This window comes from Streptomyces sp. NPDC028722 (genome assembly GCF_040637655.1).
GTDB lineage: Bacteria > Actinomycetota > Actinomycetes > Streptomycetales > Streptomycetaceae > Streptomyces.
Window position 1 is genome coordinate 1 of the sequence record NZ_JBEZWU010000023.1, and the last position, 17,375, is coordinate 17,375.

Annotated in this window: 15 protein-coding genes; 4 read left to right on the forward strand and 11 right to left on the reverse strand. The window is 70.8% G+C overall.

Annotation, left to right across the window (positions count from 1 at the left end):
• Positions 1–130: 130 nt before the first annotated feature.
• The gene (locus AB0F03_RS28465) at positions 131–925 is read right to left on the reverse strand and encodes an oxidoreductase (RefSeq protein WP_361996918.1); all 795 of its coding nucleotides are present in this window, start codon (positions 923–925) and stop codon (positions 131–133) included.
• 363 nt (positions 926–1,288) lie between these two features.
• The gene (locus tag AB0F03_RS28470; protein ID WP_361996920.1) at positions 1,289–1,837 is read right to left on the reverse strand and encodes a GNAT family N-acetyltransferase; all 549 of its coding nucleotides are present in this window, start codon (positions 1,835–1,837) and stop codon (positions 1,289–1,291) included.
• Positions 1,838–2,069: 232 nt separating this feature from the next.
• On the opposite strand from AB0F03_RS28470, the gene AB0F03_RS28475 reads away from it, so the two are divergent.
• The gene (locus AB0F03_RS28475; protein WP_361996922.1) at positions 2,070–3,848 is read left to right on the forward strand and encodes a hypothetical protein; all 1,779 of its coding nucleotides are present in this window, start codon (positions 2,070–2,072) and stop codon (positions 3,846–3,848) included.
• A gap of 360 nt (positions 3,849–4,208) precedes the next feature.
• A complete protein-coding gene (locus AB0F03_RS28480) occupies positions 4,209–5,315 on the forward strand; it encodes an NAD(P)/FAD-dependent oxidoreductase (protein ID WP_361996924.1) in 1,107 nt (368 codons plus the stop codon).
• A gap of 185 nt (positions 5,316–5,500) precedes the next feature.
• Here the strand turns inward: AB0F03_RS28480 and AB0F03_RS28485 are convergent, their stop codons facing one another.
• Positions 5,501–6,916 (reverse strand): DEAD/DEAH box helicase, encoded by a 1,416-nt coding sequence (locus AB0F03_RS28485; RefSeq protein ID WP_361996926.1) that lies wholly within the window; start codon positions 6,914–6,916, stop codon positions 5,501–5,503.
• Positions 6,917–7,261: 345 nt separating this feature from the next.
• Here AB0F03_RS28485 and AB0F03_RS28490 point away from each other — a divergent pair, with 345 nt between their 5' ends.
• Together AB0F03_RS28490 and AB0F03_RS28495 are read left to right on the forward strand one after the other, a co-directional pair.
• Positions 7,262–9,523 carry a helix-turn-helix transcriptional regulator gene (locus AB0F03_RS28490; protein WP_361996928.1) on the forward strand — a complete coding sequence of 754 codons (2,262 nt, stop codon included), beginning with the start codon at positions 7,262–7,264 and terminating at the stop codon, positions 9,521–9,523.
• Between the two features lie 13 nt (positions 9,524–9,536).
• Positions 9,537–10,094 carry an XRE family transcriptional regulator gene (locus tag AB0F03_RS28495; RefSeq protein ID WP_361996930.1) on the forward strand — a complete coding sequence of 186 codons (558 nt, stop codon included), beginning with the start codon at positions 9,537–9,539 and terminating at the stop codon, positions 10,092–10,094.
• A gap of 159 nt (positions 10,095–10,253) precedes the next feature.
• Here AB0F03_RS28495 and AB0F03_RS28500 read toward each other — a convergent pair whose 3' ends face one another.
• From AB0F03_RS28500 to AB0F03_RS28535, 8 genes are all read right to left on the reverse strand, one after another.
• Positions 10,254–10,550: a hypothetical protein gene (locus AB0F03_RS28500; protein ID WP_361996932.1), complete on the reverse strand. Its 297-nt coding sequence runs from the start codon at positions 10,548–10,550 to the stop codon at positions 10,254–10,256.
• A 144-nt stretch (positions 10,551–10,694) separates the two neighbouring features.
• Positions 10,695–10,943, reverse strand: coding sequence for a hypothetical protein (locus tag AB0F03_RS28505; protein WP_361996934.1), 249 nt, complete (start codon positions 10,941–10,943; stop codon positions 10,695–10,697).
• Between the two features lie 186 nt (positions 10,944–11,129).
• On the reverse strand, positions 11,130–11,525 hold the full coding sequence (locus AB0F03_RS28510; RefSeq protein WP_361996936.1) for a peptidase inhibitor family I36 protein: 396 nt from the start codon (positions 11,523–11,525) through the stop codon (positions 11,130–11,132).
• Between the two features lie 448 nt (positions 11,526–11,973).
• A complete protein-coding gene (locus AB0F03_RS28515; protein ID WP_361996938.1) occupies positions 11,974–13,422 on the reverse strand; it encodes an FAD-dependent monooxygenase in 1,449 nt (482 codons plus the stop codon).
• Between the two features lie 32 nt (positions 13,423–13,454).
• Positions 13,455–14,612 (reverse strand): MAB_1171c family putative transporter, encoded by a 1,158-nt coding sequence (locus tag AB0F03_RS28520; RefSeq protein ID WP_361996940.1) that lies wholly within the window; start codon positions 14,610–14,612, stop codon positions 13,455–13,457.
• Positions 14,613–14,673: 61 nt separating this feature from the next.
• A complete protein-coding gene (locus AB0F03_RS28525; protein WP_361996942.1) occupies positions 14,674–15,831 on the reverse strand; it encodes a hypothetical protein in 1,158 nt (385 codons plus the stop codon).
• Complete coding sequence (locus tag AB0F03_RS28530; RefSeq protein ID WP_361996944.1) at positions 15,828–16,454, reverse strand: hypothetical protein; 627 nt, start codon at positions 16,452–16,454, stop codon at positions 15,828–15,830. Before AB0F03_RS28530 ends, AB0F03_RS28525 begins: the two co-directional genes overlap by 4 nt.
• A gap of 115 nt (positions 16,455–16,569) precedes the next feature.
• Positions 16,570–17,187 (reverse strand): helix-turn-helix domain-containing protein, encoded by a 618-nt coding sequence (locus AB0F03_RS28535; RefSeq protein WP_361996946.1) that lies wholly within the window; start codon positions 17,185–17,187, stop codon positions 16,570–16,572.
• Positions 17,188–17,375 lie beyond the last annotated feature (188 nt).

A 17,375-nucleotide genomic window follows, 5' to 3' on the forward strand; every position in this document is an offset into this window, starting at 1 on the left:
GACGATCGCTGCCCGAGACGCGTTCCCCACCACGAGACCATGATCCAAGATCACGGGCTCGACGTCCCACCCGCTTACCGTGCACGAGCTCGTTAAGCGGCCGGGCAGGCGGCCCCCTGGAGGCGAGGGATCAGGTGGTCTTGATCTGGCCGCCGTCAATGACGAATTCTGCGCCGGTGATGTTGGCGGCGCGGGGAGAGGCCAGGAAGGCGGAGAGTTCGGCTACTTCCTGGGGTTCGGTGATTCGTCCTGTGGAGATGCCCATCTGCTGGGGCACGATCTTGTCGAGGGTCTCCTCGGCGCTTTTGCCGGTGCCGGCTGCTGCGGCGTCGGCGAAGCCGCCGGGGGCGGTCCAGAACGGGGTGCGGACCGGCCCGGGGGCGATGGCATTGACGCGTACGCCCTTGGGAGCGAACTCCTCCGACAAGGCTTTGGTGAGGTTGCTCAGCGCAGCCTTGGCCGCTGAGTAGTCGACGACCATGGGGAAGGGCAGGCGGGCGTTGACGGAGCTGATGTTGACGATCGCTCCGCCGTTGTCGGCGAGCAGATGAGGCAATGCGGCGCGGGTGGTGCGGACCGCGCTGAAGAAGGTCAGATCGAAGACGCCCTGCCACTCGGCATCGTCGATGTCCAGGAAGCTGGAGCGGGGGCGGGTAGCGCCGAGATTGTTGACCAGCACGTCGATCCGACCGTGGCGCTCGGCAGCGGCATGGATCAGCAGGTCGGGGCCGTGGGCGTCACCCAGATCGACGGGAACGAAAGTGGCGCCGTACCTCTCGCACAGTGCGGCTAGCTCAGGAGTTTGGGTACGGCTGCCGGCGACGACCCGGGCGCCTTCACGGCCGAGGGTTTCGGCAATGGCCAAGCCGATGCCCTTGCTGGCGCCGGTGACGACAGCGACCCTGTCGGTGAGACCCAGGTTCATTGGCATAACTCCCGTACTGCGAGTCGAGACTGGAAAATCGCCCGAGAACTGTCAGATTACGTTCATTATTACGGACGGGATCACACCATGGTCCATCGCCACGGGTCGGGTTCGGAGAATTCCCGCCTAGGGGTTTTCGTTCGGATCACCGTGCGGACCAGAGAATGCTTGCGGATGGTGTTGGAGACGGGGGGACTCCGCAGGCGTGTACGGCTGCACGACCTGCTCGGCGGAACGACACTGCTGCCTCTCGGTCTCCGTCGGTATCAGCCCGATCGGGGCATCACCTCCGCCGCCCAGACTTCTGTCGACCTCAATGCCAGCCCGTTGATCCTGCCGAACCCGCGGCATGACCCTATGACTTCACGCCTCGTCATTCATCCGCGCATACATGAACATGTCCCGGCGTTCGTCCCCCACCAGTTGCCACCCCCGCAGCAGCCCTTCACGTTGAAACCCCACACGCTCGGCAGTGCGTACGGAGGCCGTGTTCCAGGGCTCCACCCACAGTTCGAGCCGGGGAATCCGCAGATCGCGCAAGGCCCAGCCGGCCACCGCGTCGAGCGCAGCCGCGGCGGCACGCTGACCACGCGCCGACCTGACGACCCAGTACCCCAGGGACGCGCGGCCCTCGTCCAGGTTCTTCAGCCACAGCCCCACCTGACCGACCGGCCGATCGTCAGAGGCCACGATGACGAACGTATACCCGGCCCCTGTGGTCGCCCGGCTCCACTGCCGTTCGATGAACGCGACACCCGCCGGCTCCGAGTACGGCGACGGCACCGTCGTGATCAACGGGATGTAGTCGTCCTCCGAAGCCTCATGGACAAGCGGCAGGTCCGAAAGGCGCCACGGCCGAAGGGTGAATCCACCACCGGCAGTGAGTTCCGGTACGTCAAGGGGTTGTTTCATCCAGCCATCCTGCCGTGCTCCGGGAACGGCCCGCACCCAGGTTTTGGAGCCTGCTCCGCGAGCCGGCCGCGCACGGTCATGTCCGCCGCCGCACAGCACCGTTTCGCGATCGCCGGCGACCCCGCACAACGTTTCCGTCCAGTGGACCGGCGCAGCGCTTCGTGATCGTGGTAGGTACGGGTTGACTGCCGGTGTTCTCGCTCTGGGGGCCGACGGAGGCCAGAATGCTGGTATGTCGTGGGGGACGCTGCGGTCGTGGTGGATGGTGTCGGGTCTCGTGCTGGTGGTGGCGGCGCTGACCGCCGGGCCGTTGGTGGTGAAGACCGCGCACGTCGGGGGCCCGGTGTGGCTGGTGCCGGTGATCACCGTGGCGGCGGGGGTGATGCTGGGTGTGTGGAAGCCCCTGCTCGCCGCACGCAGCGACGCCTTGGCGGCCCGGACCAGGGACAGGGCCGGGCAGGAGGCGCTCGCTGCGGCGGTCCTGGAGACGTTGCCCACCCGCAAGGGAAGGATACCGAGGGTGGAGGAGGTCACCAGCCGGGCGGTCCTCAACATCCACGAGGCCATCCCGCTGCGCGCGGGCACCGTCGCTGGGCTGTCGGCGGACCTGCCGAAGTACGTTCCCCGGGACACCGACGCCGCCCTGCGGGACTTTCTGACGCGGCAGTCCACCAGTGGGGGTTTCGCGCTGCTGGTCGGGCCGGCGGCTGCGGGCAAGACCCGTACCGCTTACGAGGCCGTGCGGCAGGTCCTGCCGCGCTGGCGGATGCTCATGCCCGCAACCGGCGCGGAGCTCAACGCGCTGGTGGCCGGCGGAAGCGATCTGGCGCGCAGTGTGATCTGGCTGAACGAGACCCAGGACTTCCTCACCGGCCCTGATCCCCTCACGGCGGTAACCGTCCGTCGCCTGCTCGCCGACGATGCCCACCCGGTCGTGCTCGTCGGCACGATATGGTCCGACCGGCACACCCTGCTGCGCGCCGCTCCCCCGCTGCCTGCCGGCGGCTCCGGAAGCGAAGACGGCGAGGCGGGCGGGACGGCCCAGGCGATGGATATGAAACGTAACAGCCGCGATGTCCTCGCCCAGGCCCGGCTCTTCACCGTGGCCGCCTTCAGCGACCGCGAATGGGAACGCGCCGAGGAACTCGCCACGTGCGATCCGCGCCTGGCCCAGGCCGTGCGTCACCGCGGCGAGGGGCTGGGACTGCCTCAGATCCTGTCGGCAGCCCCCGAGCTCGTCCAGCGTTGGGAAGTGGCCGACAGCCCCTACGGCAAGGCCGTCCTGACTGCTGCCGTCACCGCACGCCGCTGCGGACACCCCGACACCCTCCCCGCCGCCGTCCTGAAGGCGCTCACCGAGGACTTCCTGACCGGTTCCCAGCGCGCCGGTGCCGCCCCGAACTGGTACGAAGACGCCCTCGCCTGGGCTTGCCTGCCCGTCCACCCCACCACCGACATCGCCCCCCTCCGTCCCCACGCCCAGGCGGTGGGCCACATCGACGGCCACCGCGTCTCCGACATCCTCACCCACCACGCCGCGCCCACCACGCCCGCCGGAACTCCCGACAGCGTCCCGGACGAGGTCTGGGAAACCCTGATCCGCGAGGCGACGCCTGCCGCGTGCCACGCCATCGGGTACGTCGCCTCCGATGCCCGCCGACCCGCCCTGGCCGCAGCCGCCTGGACGCGGGCCGCAGTCGACGGCAACACCGAGGCGATGAGCAACCTCGGCGTCCTCATGGCCCAGATGGGGCTCACCGACATCGCCCGCACCTGGTGGACGCAGGCCGCCGACCACGGCAACACCGACGCCATGCACAACCTGGGCGTCTTCCGCTTCCGACAGGGCGACACCGGCACCGCCCGCACCTGGTGGGTCAGGGCCGCCAACGGCGGTCACCCCTTCGCGATGTCGGCGCTGATACGACTCCTTGAACAGCAAGGGGATCAAGTGGCAGCGGCACGCTGGCGTGCGCGCCTCCCCCCGGGTGAGAATCCGCCCGGCGCGTGACCGCCGGCCTCTGCGGGCCGACACGCACTCGGAGCCCAAGTGCATGGTGGGGTGGTGCGGTCCGGAGGTCACGGACTGGTGGTGCTGATGCGACTGAGCTGTTCGCTTGGCCGGGCGAGCGCTTGAGTCGGCGGCCGGCACGTGAGTCGGCAGGGACTCAGGGTTTCGCCGTGGTCGGAGTGAGGGCCGGGACGCGGGGTCGGCGAAGAACTGACGGGTCCGGGTCTGTGCCCGCTCGCAGCGCACCGTCGGCTCGTTACCGGCTGACCGTATTTCACGTGCGCTCTTTCGGTGACTGTGTTTTCTTGCTCGTGCGCCGGGCCTTCCGGCAACTCACCGACCTACCGAGGAGACAGTCCCATGAGCTCCGCTCACGCCCGCATCGCGGTCGTCGGCGCCGGCCTCGGCGGCCTTGCGTTAGCCCGTGTCATGCAGTTCCACGGCCGCCGCGTCACCGTCTTCGAATGTGAGCCTTCCGCCAGCACCCGTGCCCAGGGCGGCAGCCTCGACATCCATGCCGGCACCGGTCAGAGCGCCCTGCGCGCGGCGGGCCTGCTCGACCGGTTCCGCGCGCTGTCCCGCCCCGAGGGCCAGGAGTGGCGCGTGGTCGACCCGGTCACCGGTGCCGTTCTGCCCGTCCCGGGGCCCAGCCACGACGACGACAGCCCGGAGATCGACCGCGGCCAGCTGCGCGGCCTGTTCCTGGAATCCCTCGCCGAGGGCACCGTCCGGTGGGGCTGCACTGTCACCGGGGCCACCCCGCTCGGGGACAGCTGCTGGCGCCTGCTCCTCGACGACGGCACCACCGAGGACGCCGACCTGGTGGTCGGCGCCGACGGCGCCTGGTCGCGTATCCGGCCAGCCCTGTCGGACGCCACACCCGGCTATGCCGGTGTCACCTTCATCGAGACCGGCTTCGACGACGGCGACACCCGCCATCCCGCCCTCGCGCGCATGGTCGGCAACGGCACCCTGCTGGCGGCGGCCGACGGCAAGGCCCTGCTCGCCCAGCGCAACAGCGACGGCCACATCCGCGTCTACGCCGCCTTCCGCGGCCCACATGACCGGCAGATGACCGCCGAGGTCGGCCCGGGCGACACGGCGGCCGTGCGCGCACGCCTGCTGAAGATGTTCGACGGCTGGGACGAGAACCTGCTCGGCCTCCTGCGGCACAACGACGGCGGGTTCGTCGACCGGCCCGTGTTCGTGCTGCCCGCTCCGCACGCCTGGGAACACGTGCCTGGCATCACGTTGCTGGGTGACGCCGCGCATCTGATGCCCCCCGTCGGGCTCGGTGCCAACCTCGCCATGCTCGACGGCGCCGACCTCGCCCACGCCCTCATCACCGAATCCAGCATCGACGACGCCGTCCGCGCCTACGAGAGCCTCATGCTGCCGCGCTCGGCCAAGGCCGCCCAGGACTGCGCCGAGGCACTCGACAACCTCATCCCCGCGACGGACTCCTGAGCAAGCGCCGCCACAAACGCCGCCAGTATCGCCGCCACGAAGACACGGACAGCGCCGGTTGTTCGGCAAGTCGCCGATGGAGCTGTCGGTTTCCGGTCACGGCCTGGTGGGGTGCCCCGACGACGAGCAGGAGGGCTTCAGGGGGGTTGGGGATTCTTCATCGCGGGGTCACGGGGCAGCGGCTCTCAGCCGCCACGACGCGTCAGGGCCGCCTTTCGGGCCTCGGCGAGCTTGCGGGCCTGGTCGGCCTTCCGGGACTTGCCGCCGGTGCCGCGGGAGGCGTCCTTGCTGGTGCCCAGGCCTCGGAAGGGGGCGTTGGTGTTCTTGGGGCGGGGTGCGGCGGGGCCGCCGTCGAAGGGGGTGCCGGAAGGGGCCTTGGCCCCGGTGATCCGGCTCAGCTCAGCCTCGCCCGAGCGCACCTTGGAGACGGTCGGTTGGATGCCTGCCTCGGCCATCAGCCGGCTCATCTCCCGGCGCTGGCCCGACAGCACCAGGGTGACGACGCTGCCTGACTCACCCGCCCGGGCGGTGCGGCCCGCGCGGTGCAGATAGTCCTTGGGGTCGGTGGGCGGGTCGACGTTGACCACGAGATCGAGGTCGTCGACGTGCAGGCCACGGGCCGCGACGTTGGTAGCCACCAGGACGGTGACCTGGCCGCTCTTGAACTGTCCGAGGGTCCGGGTGCGCTGCGGCTGGGACTTGCCGCTGTGCAGGGCAGCGGCGTGCACTCCGCTGGCCCGAAGATGCCGGGTGAGCTGGTCCACCGCGTGCTTGGTGTCCAGGAACAGCAGTACACGGCCGTCGCGGGCGGCGATCTCCGTGGTGACGGCGTACCGGTCGGGTCCGTGGACGACCAGGACGTGGTGGTCCATCGTCGCGACAGCACCCGCGGACGGGTCGACCGAGTGGACGACGGGGTCGTGGAGGTAGCGGCGGACCAGGTCGTCGACGTCACGGTCCAGGGTGGCCGAGAACAGCATCCGCTGGCCGTCGGGGTGCACCTGGTCGAGCACCTCGGTGACTTGCGGCAGGAAGCCCATGTCGCACATCTGATCGGCCTCGTCGAGGACGGTGATCTTGACCCGTCCCAGGCGGCAGGCCGAGCGCTCGATGAGGTCGTGCAGACGGCCGGGGGTGGCGACGACGACCTCGGCTCCTTCGCGCAGCGCAGCGGCCTGTCGGCCGATCGACATACCGCCGACGACGGTGGCCATCCGCAGCCGGAGTGCGTCGGCGTACGGCGCGAGCGCCTCGGTGACCTGTTGGGCCAGCTCCCGGGTCGGCACCAGGATCAGCGCGAGGGGCTGCTTCGGTTCCGCGCGCCGCCCGGCCGTCCGTGCGAGCAGCGGCAGGCCGAACGCGAGCGTCTTGCCTGATCCGGTGCGCCCGCGCCCCAGGACGTCGCGTCCCGCGAGGGCGTCGGGCAGCGTGGCTGCCTGGATCGGGAAGGGCTCGCGCACGCCGAGTTCGGTGAGCGTTCGCAGCACCTCGGCCGGCAGGTCGAGGTCGGCGAAGGAAGCGACCGGGGACACCGTTGGAGCGGTGGCCACCGGCTGCGCCAGGTCGTCGTGCGAGGTGCCGGGGCGGTGGGGGTGGTTCATGCAGACCTTCCGCAGGAGTACGTACCGAGGAAGGCCCGGCAGGAATGAGCAGCCGACGCACGAGGGGAACCCGACGGGCATACTGGCCGGCCGCCACGAGCGCGCGCAAACACGTAAGGATAACACAAAGTGACGGTCGGCGTCGTGGCCCAGTCGGCTCCGCCTGCGGGGCCGGGCCGTGGCCGGCGCTCCCTTCGCGCCGCGGGTTCGTGGGGCGCGCCGCTACGAAGGCCCGTCGCACCTGTGACCGTCGTACGTGAGGCAGACGCGAAAAGCACGTCAACCGCACCCGATGTGTACGCCATGAGTGCGGTTCAGGGCATAGGGTGGGGTCGGAGGTGCCTCATGTCCGAGTTGTTCGACGCGGTCGATGCGCTGGTCGCGTCTCGGTCCCCGCTGCCCCCGCCGACGGAACGCAGGCGGCTGCGCCAGGCTCATGCGCTCACCCTGGACGAAGTGGCCGCCGCCCTGGGCGTGCGGCGCGCGACCGTCGGCGACTGGGAGTCGGGCAAGACCGAGCCGCGTCCGCCGCAGCGGGAGGCGTACGCGCGCCTGATGAAGCAGCTCGCGCAGCTCTACCCCGCCCCTGAGAGCACCGGTGCGCCGCAGGAGGACACCGCTCCGCCGGGCACGTTCACCGGCTCGACGCCCAAGGCACCGCCCGGGCGCAAGGCACCGGCCGCGCCCACGGGCCGGGTGCCCGAGGCCGCGGCCGGTACCTGCACGTCCGACAGCACCCCGCCCGCGCCGCCCACCGCCGTTCCCGCACCGGCCGCCCCCGGACCAGATCCGGTACCTGCTGCCCGGCCGTCGCAGACATCGCGCCCCGGCGCGAAGCAGGGCGCCGGGGCGAACGCTCCCGCGCACGGCGGCGCGTACGCGCACGGTCCGCTGCTCGTCCTCGACGCCGAGGACCGGAAGGTGAGCGGCTACGGCATCGGCGGCCTGATCCTGGACGTACCCGCCAAGTCCCTGCCCGCCCTGGTCGAGTGGACCCTCCAGGAAGCGCAGTTGGGGGCGGAGAGGCTGCACGGCTCCGGGAAGGACGCCGACCCGCTGCTGGTGCTCACCCGGGCGGCCTGCGAGCGGTACGGCCTCCCCGTGGAGCTGTCCGAGGCGGAGCGGCACGCCGGGCGGCTCGGGGACGGGCACAAGGTCATCAAGCAACTCCAGCGTGCCGACTGGCAGCTCACCAGACGCGGGTTCGGGCCCTGGGCGCGGATCTACCGCCCCGCGCAGGGCGGCCGGAGGCAGTGCGTACAGCTGTGCATCCCCTCCTGGCACGCCCTCGACGACCGCGCCTGGGGCCACGCCTCACAGCTCGACCCCGCCCAGCTCGCCCGGGTACTGGGCGTGTACGCCATGCGGGTGATGACGCCGGTCGGCACCACGGCCGTCACCGGCCTCCAGTTGATGACCGCGCTGAACCCGCCGACCCGCGCGAGCGAGCCGGACGCCACCGGCCGGCGGCACGCCGAGCACCGGCCCGGCTCGCTGGGCACTCAGCCGATGGACCCGGCGCCGTGCGAGGCGACCGACGGCCATCCCGTCCTGGCCCACCTGCCCCGCTTCCCCGTGCGCGGCCCCGGCGAGAAGCTGTTCGAGGAGGCGTACGACTGGGCGCGGGACATGACCGACAGCGAGTGCATGAAGCGCTACCTGGTCGGCATCGACGTGAACCTGGCCTTCGGTGCGGCCGCCAACGGCGCCGTCGTCGGCCTGGCGTCGCCGCCCGTGCACGTCACCGACCCGGTCTTCGACGCGACGCTGCCCGGCTCCTGGCTGGTCGATCTCTCCCATGTCGATCTGTCCCGGGTGAAGGTCGGCAAGCAGTGGCGTGAGCTCGACGGCGGGCTGCTGCCCAGCCCGTTCACGCCGACCGGGGAACGCCCCGAGGGGCCGGCCTGGTACGCCACCCCGACGGTCGCCTACGCCGTCGAGCTGGGCTATGACGTCGCCCCGCTGGAGGCGTGGGTGCGCCGGGACAGCGGCCGGTTCCTGGACGGCTGGTACAAACGGCTGCGTGACGCCTACGTCGACACCATGGCGGACCTCGGCGTCGCGGAGAAGCTGCCCCCGGCCGAGTTCCTGAAGGCGATGGACGGCTACAAGAGCCGCGAGCGGGAGATGGCGATCGTCGTGGACGCCATCAAGATGACCGTCAAGGGCGGAATCGGCAAGCTACAGGAGAAGGCGCGCGGCGGCGGCTGGAAGCCGGGGCAGGCCTGGCCCGCCCTCGCCCGGCCGACGTGGCGCCCCGACATCCGCGCCGCCGTGATCTCCCGGGCCCGGATCAACATGCACCGCAAGATGCTCGCCCTCGCGGCGGCCACCGGCCGTTACCCGGTCGCGGTCCTCTCGGACTGCGCCGTGTACGCCGCCGACGGGCCCGGCCCGCTGGACGTCCTGCCCTACGACGCCGAAGGCAGGACCGTGCCGGGTTCCTTCCGGCTGGGGGTGTCGCCCGGGATGGTCAAACACGAAGGCACCCAGAGCGTGCTGTGGGGCGCGGACGTGCTGGAGCAGCTCGGTCAGGACGGCAAGGTCGCCAACCTGGCCCGCTACGTCAAGACCGGCGAGGTCACCGCCAAGGACACCGGAGAGTAGGAGCGTTACGGCGATGGTCACGGTCGGGGAAGGACTCGACAAGGCGGTGCAGGGCGCGTTCACCCGTCCCCTGCCCAAGTCCGCCGGGGCACAGATGCGTTATCTGGTCCGGCAGCACCAGCGCAGCACCCGGCGGGTGGCCGAGCTGCTCGGCGTCAGCCAGCGCACCGTGGAGCGGTACGTGAAGAACCAGATCAAGAAGCCCCGGCCGGAACTCGCCGACCGGCTGGAACGCGAGGTCCGCACCCGCTGGCAGCCGCAGATCAGGGCGAAGGCCAAGCAGACCGCGGCCACCACCGGCGGCATCATGATCGACACGCGTGCCCGGTTCGGTTTCACCGCTGCCCCGGGCAGCACCGACGACGCCCGGCTGCGTCACCTCACCCTCGCCCTGCCGCCCCACCACGCCGCCCGTCTCTTCCAGGCCCAGGAGGCCGGCGCCACGGAGCACCAGCTCCGCGAGATCGCCGCCGAAGCCCTGGGTGAGGTCTACTTCCGCGACAGCGGCCGCCGCGCCCACGGCCTGGAGGTGGAATTCACCGACCTCGGACACCTCGAGTTCGAGCTGTAGGTCCGGCCCCCTGTGTCCGGTCCGGGCCCGGGACGTCGGTGCGGCGAGTTCGGTCAGGTGGTGCGACCCCTGGTCCACGGTGTGCACGCTCCTTGTCACCTCAGCCGGACCTCCGCGGGCGCGGAAGGGCCACGCACGCGAGCAGTGGTCCGATCGTGGTCAGGGCGTGTCGCCGCCGTAGTAGAAGCGACAGGCCACGCCCGGACCCGGTGTGCGGGGTTCGCCGGGCCGTGGGTCGTACAGCGACCGCCCGCCGGGAAACTGTCCCAGCTCGGTGGGCAGGGCCGCGCCGTCGTCGACTTCATCCGGCCGCCAGTCCGTGATGTCCAGCAGCAGCCCGTCCAGCGGGCCGCCTGTGAGCACGGCGTACGTCCGGTGCGCGAGCGGGCCCGGGTCCTGGTCCTCGTATGCGCGGCCGTACACCCGGCCGCGCAGCAGCTGCTCATCTCCGTTCATCCGTCCAGAGTTGCACCCGCCACTGACAATGAGGGCCGGACGGCGACGGGCCGGCCCGAGTGGAGGCCGGCCCGATGCCGTGCGCCGCGGGCCCCGCCACCGGTTGTGCCCGGGGCCGCCCTGTCCTGTCCCGGCGTCCCGTGCTCAGCCGCCCTGGTGTGTCACCATCGTGTCGAGCGCGGCCGCGACCGCGTCCAGATCGCCTGATGCCGATCCCTGCGCGCCCAGGCGCTCGATGAGTTCCCGGCGCGAGACAACGGTCATCGCGCCCTGGGCGCGCTCCGGGTCCGACTCGGAGCTGTCGACCACTTCGACTCGTCCACCCAGCAGCACCAGTACGGCGTCGTCCTGGCCACGGTCCAACAACTCACGAAGGTGATCGGCAGTGATCATCGCTCTCGTCCCGCCTTCCTGCCGGTGACTGACCGGCTCTTGCCTGACGGACGGGCGGGTACCCCGTGAGCGCGAGGGTCTTCGGGCGGTTGCCGGTTCGGTGGTCCGGGTTCCGGTGACTGCCGTCGTGATCGCCATCCGTCTGCGGAGGATGCGGTTACGGCGCCTGGATCCGTGCTTGCGGGCCTACTGCTTCTTGAAGGAGCGGATCTGGTAGCTGCCCTGGAGGTTGCCCCCGTGCCCGGCGGGCGTCGATCCGACGCGCGCGTGGTAGTTGGTCTGCGTGTAGTACTGCACGCGATGACCCGTTCCGTTCCACACGGACAGGACGTTCCTGCCGTTGCGGATGAAGGAGCACAGGTCGGCGGTGTTCGCGACCTTCTCCGACGTCCACTGGCAGCGGGTGCCACCGCCGTCCCAGCCGCTGTAGATGCAGAAATGCCCCGGGTCGCAGCGGAAGGTCGCGGCGGCTGCGCCGGTCCCCTGAGTGGCCGAGGCGGAGGCGGCGGACGCGACGGGGGCTGTACCGAGGGCCGCCGCGAAGGCGACCGAGGCGATGGCGAGCGAAGTGACACGGCGCATGGTGATCATCCCCTTACCACTGATTTCGTCGCCGGTGTCCCCGGACGACGGTTGCCAGTGTCATACGCTGCGAACGGCGGCCACCAGAGCGTGCACAGGGGCGCACGAGGCGTCCCCGGCAGCTGCCGGCATCACCTCTCCCCCGCGTGAGCCGGGGCCTCCGGCGGAGTCAGGTCGCGCGCTGACAGACGGCGCGCGACCCCGAGCCGAGGCGGCCTGTCCCGCCCGGACGAGGTATCGCGGCCGACTTGCACCTGCGGTGTCCGGAGCAGGGCCCGGAGGCCCCCCGGTCATCTGGTCCCTCGCGTCCGTGCCCGCGCCGGCTCCGGGTTGTCACGCTGTCCGGGCAGACGCGGTCCGCGTGGCAGTCGTACCTGCTGGATGTCCCGCTCCGCGAGCTGGTCGCGTTGTTCTGGCAGACGGACGGGCATGCCAGAACAGCGGAGTGCTACGGGTGGGGGACGGATGATGTGATGGTCATCTCGGCGGCCTTCCTGAGCCGGTCGAGTACCTCCCTCTCCGCGGGCCACAGAGGGGGCTCGGACGTCCGGGGGAGGAACGGCCCGGTCAGGCCGGCCAGCAGCGCCTTCGGCCGGAGCACTCGGGTCGGAGTGGCCGTCAGGCTGGTGACGTCCCAGAGTGCCGCCGCGGCGTCGTAGGAACCGGTCGCGGCCTTGGTCAGTCGGCGTGCGTAGTGCGCGGTGACCCGGTCGGCGAGTGTGGGCTCTCCGCCGAGTACCCCCGGGTAGAGGATGTCCATGCCGACGGCGGTGGCCCACGCCGTGTCGACGTGGCGGGCGGCGCCGCGCAGGACGCGCCGGGACAGACCCGGGCCGGTGAGACCGTGCTGCCGGAGTTCGCGGGTCAGGACCTGGGCGCCCAGCGCCGCCACCGACATGCCCTGTCCGTAGGCGGGGTTGAAGGTGGTCAGCGCGTCACCGAGGACGACGAAACGTTCCGGCCACTGCGCCGACTTCTCGAAGTACCGGCGCGCGTTGCTCGTGCTGCGGCCGCGCGTGACCACGACATCGGTGAGGGCCTCCGCGCCGGAGATCAGGTGGCCGACGATGGGGTGCGGCAGGTCGAGGGTGTAGTCGAGGAAGCCCTGCGGGTCCTGGGGAGGTTCACCGCCCCGGGTGCCGCCCGCGCTGACCATCCACCGGTCTCCCTCGATCGGGAGCACCATGGCGCTCCGGCCGGGCCGGCCGTTGTAGGGGTTGGCCTGCACCACTGTCAGCGGGAAGTGTTCGGCGCCCTCCGGTGTGCGGTAGATCCGGGTGGCGTTGGTGAGTCCGGAGTCGATCTTCCGCTCTTCGACGCCCGTGATGCCTATGCCGCCGAGCCACTTCAGGCTGCCTGATCCCCGGCCGCTCGCGTCGACGACGAAGTCCGCTTCCAGCTCCGGGCCCAGGCCGTGGTCCGCTCCGCCGACGCGGACACCGTGGACACGCCGAGCGTTGCCGAGGAGCCCCTCCACGCCGGCCCGGTGGATCGAGATGTTGGCGTAGGAGTCGAGCAGGGCCTGCCGCAGGACCCAGTCCAGCAGGGCGCGTGTGCAGGTGATCATGTGCGGGCCGTTCGACCTCCAGCGGCGGAACCACCCACTGTCCGCGGTGAGGGCGAGCATGCCGTTGCCGAGGGCGATCTCGTGCGCCCCCGCGGCCAGGAGGCGGTCGCGCACGCTGTCCGGGAAGAGCGTCTCCATGGCGGACAGGCCGCCGGCCATGAGCAGGTGGGCGTGGTGGCCCTGGGGAACACCACGCCGGTTCTCGGGGCCTTCGGGAAGCTCGTCCCTGTCCAGAAGGAGGATCTCCAGCGCGGGCTCGGCCCGGGACAGGGCCGCGGCGGCTACCAGCCCGGCTGTGCCGGCTCCGATCACGACGGCTTTTTGCGACAACTGTTACTCCTCGTAGCACTGGTGAGACGGTCTCACTGGATTCTCGCCTGCTGCGGCGCCGCCTCACGGAGGCGGTTCACGGCGTGCGCCAGCTCGACCAGGGCGATGGTGACGCGGAACTTCTCCGGCGGATCGGCAGGACCCTCACCCTTGCCCGAAGCACGCCGGATACCGTCGATGATCATCGCCTGTTCCGAGGCGAACCGGGCCTGGTCCTGTTGCGCGCCGCGCTCCACGGCGGCCGCGTACGCCGCGTGACCGATCCGTTGGTCGAAGTGCGCCGTCAGCTGGAGCAGAGCGTCGTGGATGTTGGCTTCGAGCAGGTAGAGGCGGCTGCTGGGCATCTGCCACCACAGCTGCCACCACGTCGGTTCCGCGACCGGTGGTGCCGTGACGACGTCCTTCACCGCGGACCACAGCGGTGTCAGCGCGCGGTAGGTGGCCAGGCTCTGCCGCTCCGCGGCGGCGGCGGACGCGAGACGCGGCAGGACGAATCCGGCGGAGTAGATGAGAGCGCCGAGCGCGGCGGCGGGCGGGGCGACGGTGGTGGACAGGACGTCGAGGTCGTACCCCAGCCAGCGTGCGACGACCGCGGTGACCTTGGCGAGGGTGAATCCGAGGGCGTCGAGCAGGAGGCCGGCGAGGATCAGCCGGAGGCCGACGCGCAGCAGCCCTGTCACCTCGTCGCGCGCCCACTTCAGGCAGACGGCGCTCAGGACGACGGTGCTCGCCAGATGACCCACGAGGTAGAGAGTGATCATCTCGCGCATGTACGGGGTGTTGGCGTAGTACGTGTCCAGGTCGGTGAGCCGCTCCGTGTGGGCGTCCGCGAGGCTGAACAGCAGGACGATGGCGACGATGAGCGTCCCGTAGACGGCGACCGTCATCCGCGTCATCCGCCGTATCCGCTCCTTGGGGCCGCCTCTCCAGTGGATCAGCAGGATGATCAGGGAGCAGCTCAGGGCAGAGATCGAGCCGTAGGTCAGCGGGGCGCCCACGTTGGGGATGCCCGTGGCGTGGTTGACCGCGGCGAGCGTCGCCGGAGCGGACCAGAAGAAGCATGTGGCGGCGATGAACGCAGTGGCCCGCGTGGCGTTGGACAGGGGTGAGCGGGGAGTCCTGCGTGGTCGGCGAAGCAGTATGGCGGCCAGGGCCAGCAGGACGGACGCCATATACACGACAAGACTCATCGTTTCGGGGACTCCGTTCAGGTCCGCGGATGTGGGGGGAATCGTGTACTCGCAGCCGGGGTCAGAGCGATCGGGCCTCGACGGTGTCGGGCTCTCGCACCGTCCGCTCGGTCCTCTTCACGGCATCGGCGATCCGGACCAGGGCCTCGGCGTCCCGTGGGTGGCAGAGCCGGGTCGGCGCGCCCGCGGGCCCGAGCGCCGGGCGGGTGCTGCGCCGTACGGCCGCGGCGATGGTCACGGCCCACGCGGCGGCCGTAGCGCTCTGCGAGTCGCCCGTCCTGTCCAGCTCCGTGCAGAAGGCCTCGTCGTAGAGCCTTTCGTCGAAGTGTGACTCCAGCGCAAGGAGACCGTTGTGGATGGTGCTCCAGCGCCAGGTGCCCCACAGGAGCGGGGAACGGGGGCGCTCGACGCGCAGGGCGCGTTCTTTGAGCACCGGGTCCAACACGGCATCAAGGGGCGCGAGACGGAAGAAGTCACGCCACGCCGAAAGGTGGTGGCCGGCCACGGGAAGGAGGACACCCACCACGGTGAGCAGGGCGCCGAGACCGGCGCAGAGGGGCGGGATGGAGGTGCCGAGGACCGTCCAGTCCCGGCCGGCCCACCGCGCGATGACGGCGACCAGTTTGGAGACGCTGTACCCGGCGCTGATGACCGTGCCGGCGCCGATCGTCAGCAGGCTGGCCCGCAGCCAGGGCAGTCGGCGGACCTCCGCCTCGAAGGCCCAGCGCAGCGACCAGACGGCACTGACCGTGACAGCCGTCAGATGTGCGACCAGGTACAGGACGACCATTTCGGAGATCCAGGGCGCCGTCGCGTAGTACGTGTCGAAGTCGCTGCGGCGCTCCTCCGCGGCGTCCCCCAGGATGTAGAGGATCGCGACAGCGAGAAGAACGGCCGTGTAGCCGTAGAGCCAGCTCCGTGTCGTACGGCGGGCTGAGGGGCCTCCCCGCCAGCAGGCGATCAGGATCAGAAGTGTCGCGCTGTACGCGGTGATCGAGGCGTAGGTCAGTGGGGCGGCCAGGTTGGGCACGCCGCTGAGCCGGTTGATCACCTCGACCGAACGGGGCGCCCCGAAGAGGAAGCACAGCGACGCGAACGCCAGCACCCCGTTGATGGCACGCAGCGAAGGCTCGCTGCCGTTGCGGATCAGGCCCGGCAGTTTCACCAGGAGCCCGATCCACAGCAGGCCGCAGCTTATGTAGTTGATCGACCCACTCATTTCCGGTTCCCTCGATAGCTGAGAGCGTCCGCGATACGGCGGGCGGTCGCGCCCGTGATCACGTCCCGTTCCATCAGCGCCCGCATCTCCTGCCCGACCCGGATGCCGAACAGTTCGGCCTCCTTCTCGGGGTCCTCGTCGAAGCGCGAACGCGCGGCGGCCGGGTGCGCACCGTGCGCGTGCCCGGACTGCAACTCGTCCCAAGCCCCGCCCGCCAGTTGCTCGGGTGTGAAGCCGTCCTTCTGCCGCATGTGCCACAGCTCGTGACCGAAGATCTGCGCCTGATGCCAGATGGCCGCGTCCTGCTCGATGATGACGTCGTCACGGTCGACTCGCTCCAGCCACATCCCGGTGGCCTTGAACTCACGCGGGATGTGAACCTTGTGCACCTCGAGCCGGCGATCGCCGCGCCACCGCCGGGCGGACTCGACCAGAGCTTCGAACAGGGCTTCGGGATCCGTCGGCGCTTCCACGTCACCGTCCGGGCCGGCAACGCTGCCGTCCACCCCGGCATCACCCAGTCTTCCCCGGACCGGAGCGATGAGCGTCTCGGCGAACTGACGCATCTCCCTGTCGCGCGCCCGTAACCGCTGCCACTGGCGGAGCCGGGTCAGAGGGGTCATCGCCCGCCCCGGCGGTTCGGGTCAGCAGCGGCATCACGGACCGTGCCGGGCTCCTGCCGGTCGGCGCGGACACGCTGGGGTCGCGGGAGGCGGGGTGCCTCACTGCATGCGGAGATCACGAGGCGAGTCCTCCTTCGTCCTGGCCCGCACCGCGGACGCCCGGTGCGACAGGCCGGGTGACTGCCTCCGCCCACTGGGCCATCGCCTGCACCCCGGTGGGCGACAGCAGCCCGCGCGCCGCGAGCCGCAGTATCTCGGGCGTACGGAGCTCGGCGAAGGGATCCGACCTCGACTCCAGTTCCTGGAGGCGTTGTTGCAGCGCTTCGTCGAGTGCCTCCGGCTCGTCGGCGAAGAAGAACCCGGGCGGCAGGGAGAAGAACCGGCGGAGCCGATCGGCGGACTCCAGGCTGGGTATGCCCTTCTTGCGCCACTCACTCATCGTCTGACGGGTCACGCCGGCGGCCGCGGCGATCTCTTCGAGGGCATACCTCTTCCCGTCGCCACGCCGGCGCGTCTCACGGAGGAAGTCGAGCCGCTGCCGTACGCGTTCCGCCACCGAGACGTCCTCGGCCCGCCCGCCCGCGAGCAGGGTCAGTACGACGCTCTTAGGGATCCCCGTCTCGTACGACAGGTCCGCACTGTCGAGCACCTCGGACAACTCGGCTCGTCCCGAGGCGCGTTGGATGCGCTCCAGGGTTCCGGCCAGTCTTGCGTAGGCATCGTCTGCTGCCACCGAGCATTCTCCTGGGCGCGTCGCTGATCAGGGGCGGGACGTACGCGAGCGTATCCGCATCCCCTCAACTGGTCGACACAGTCGGGGAAGAGCGCCTCGGTGAGCGGGGCGGCTCGACACCTCATGGGCGTGCGGCAGCGCGATCACCGCACGCCGGCAGAAGCCGGCGAGGCAGAGGTCGTCCGCCC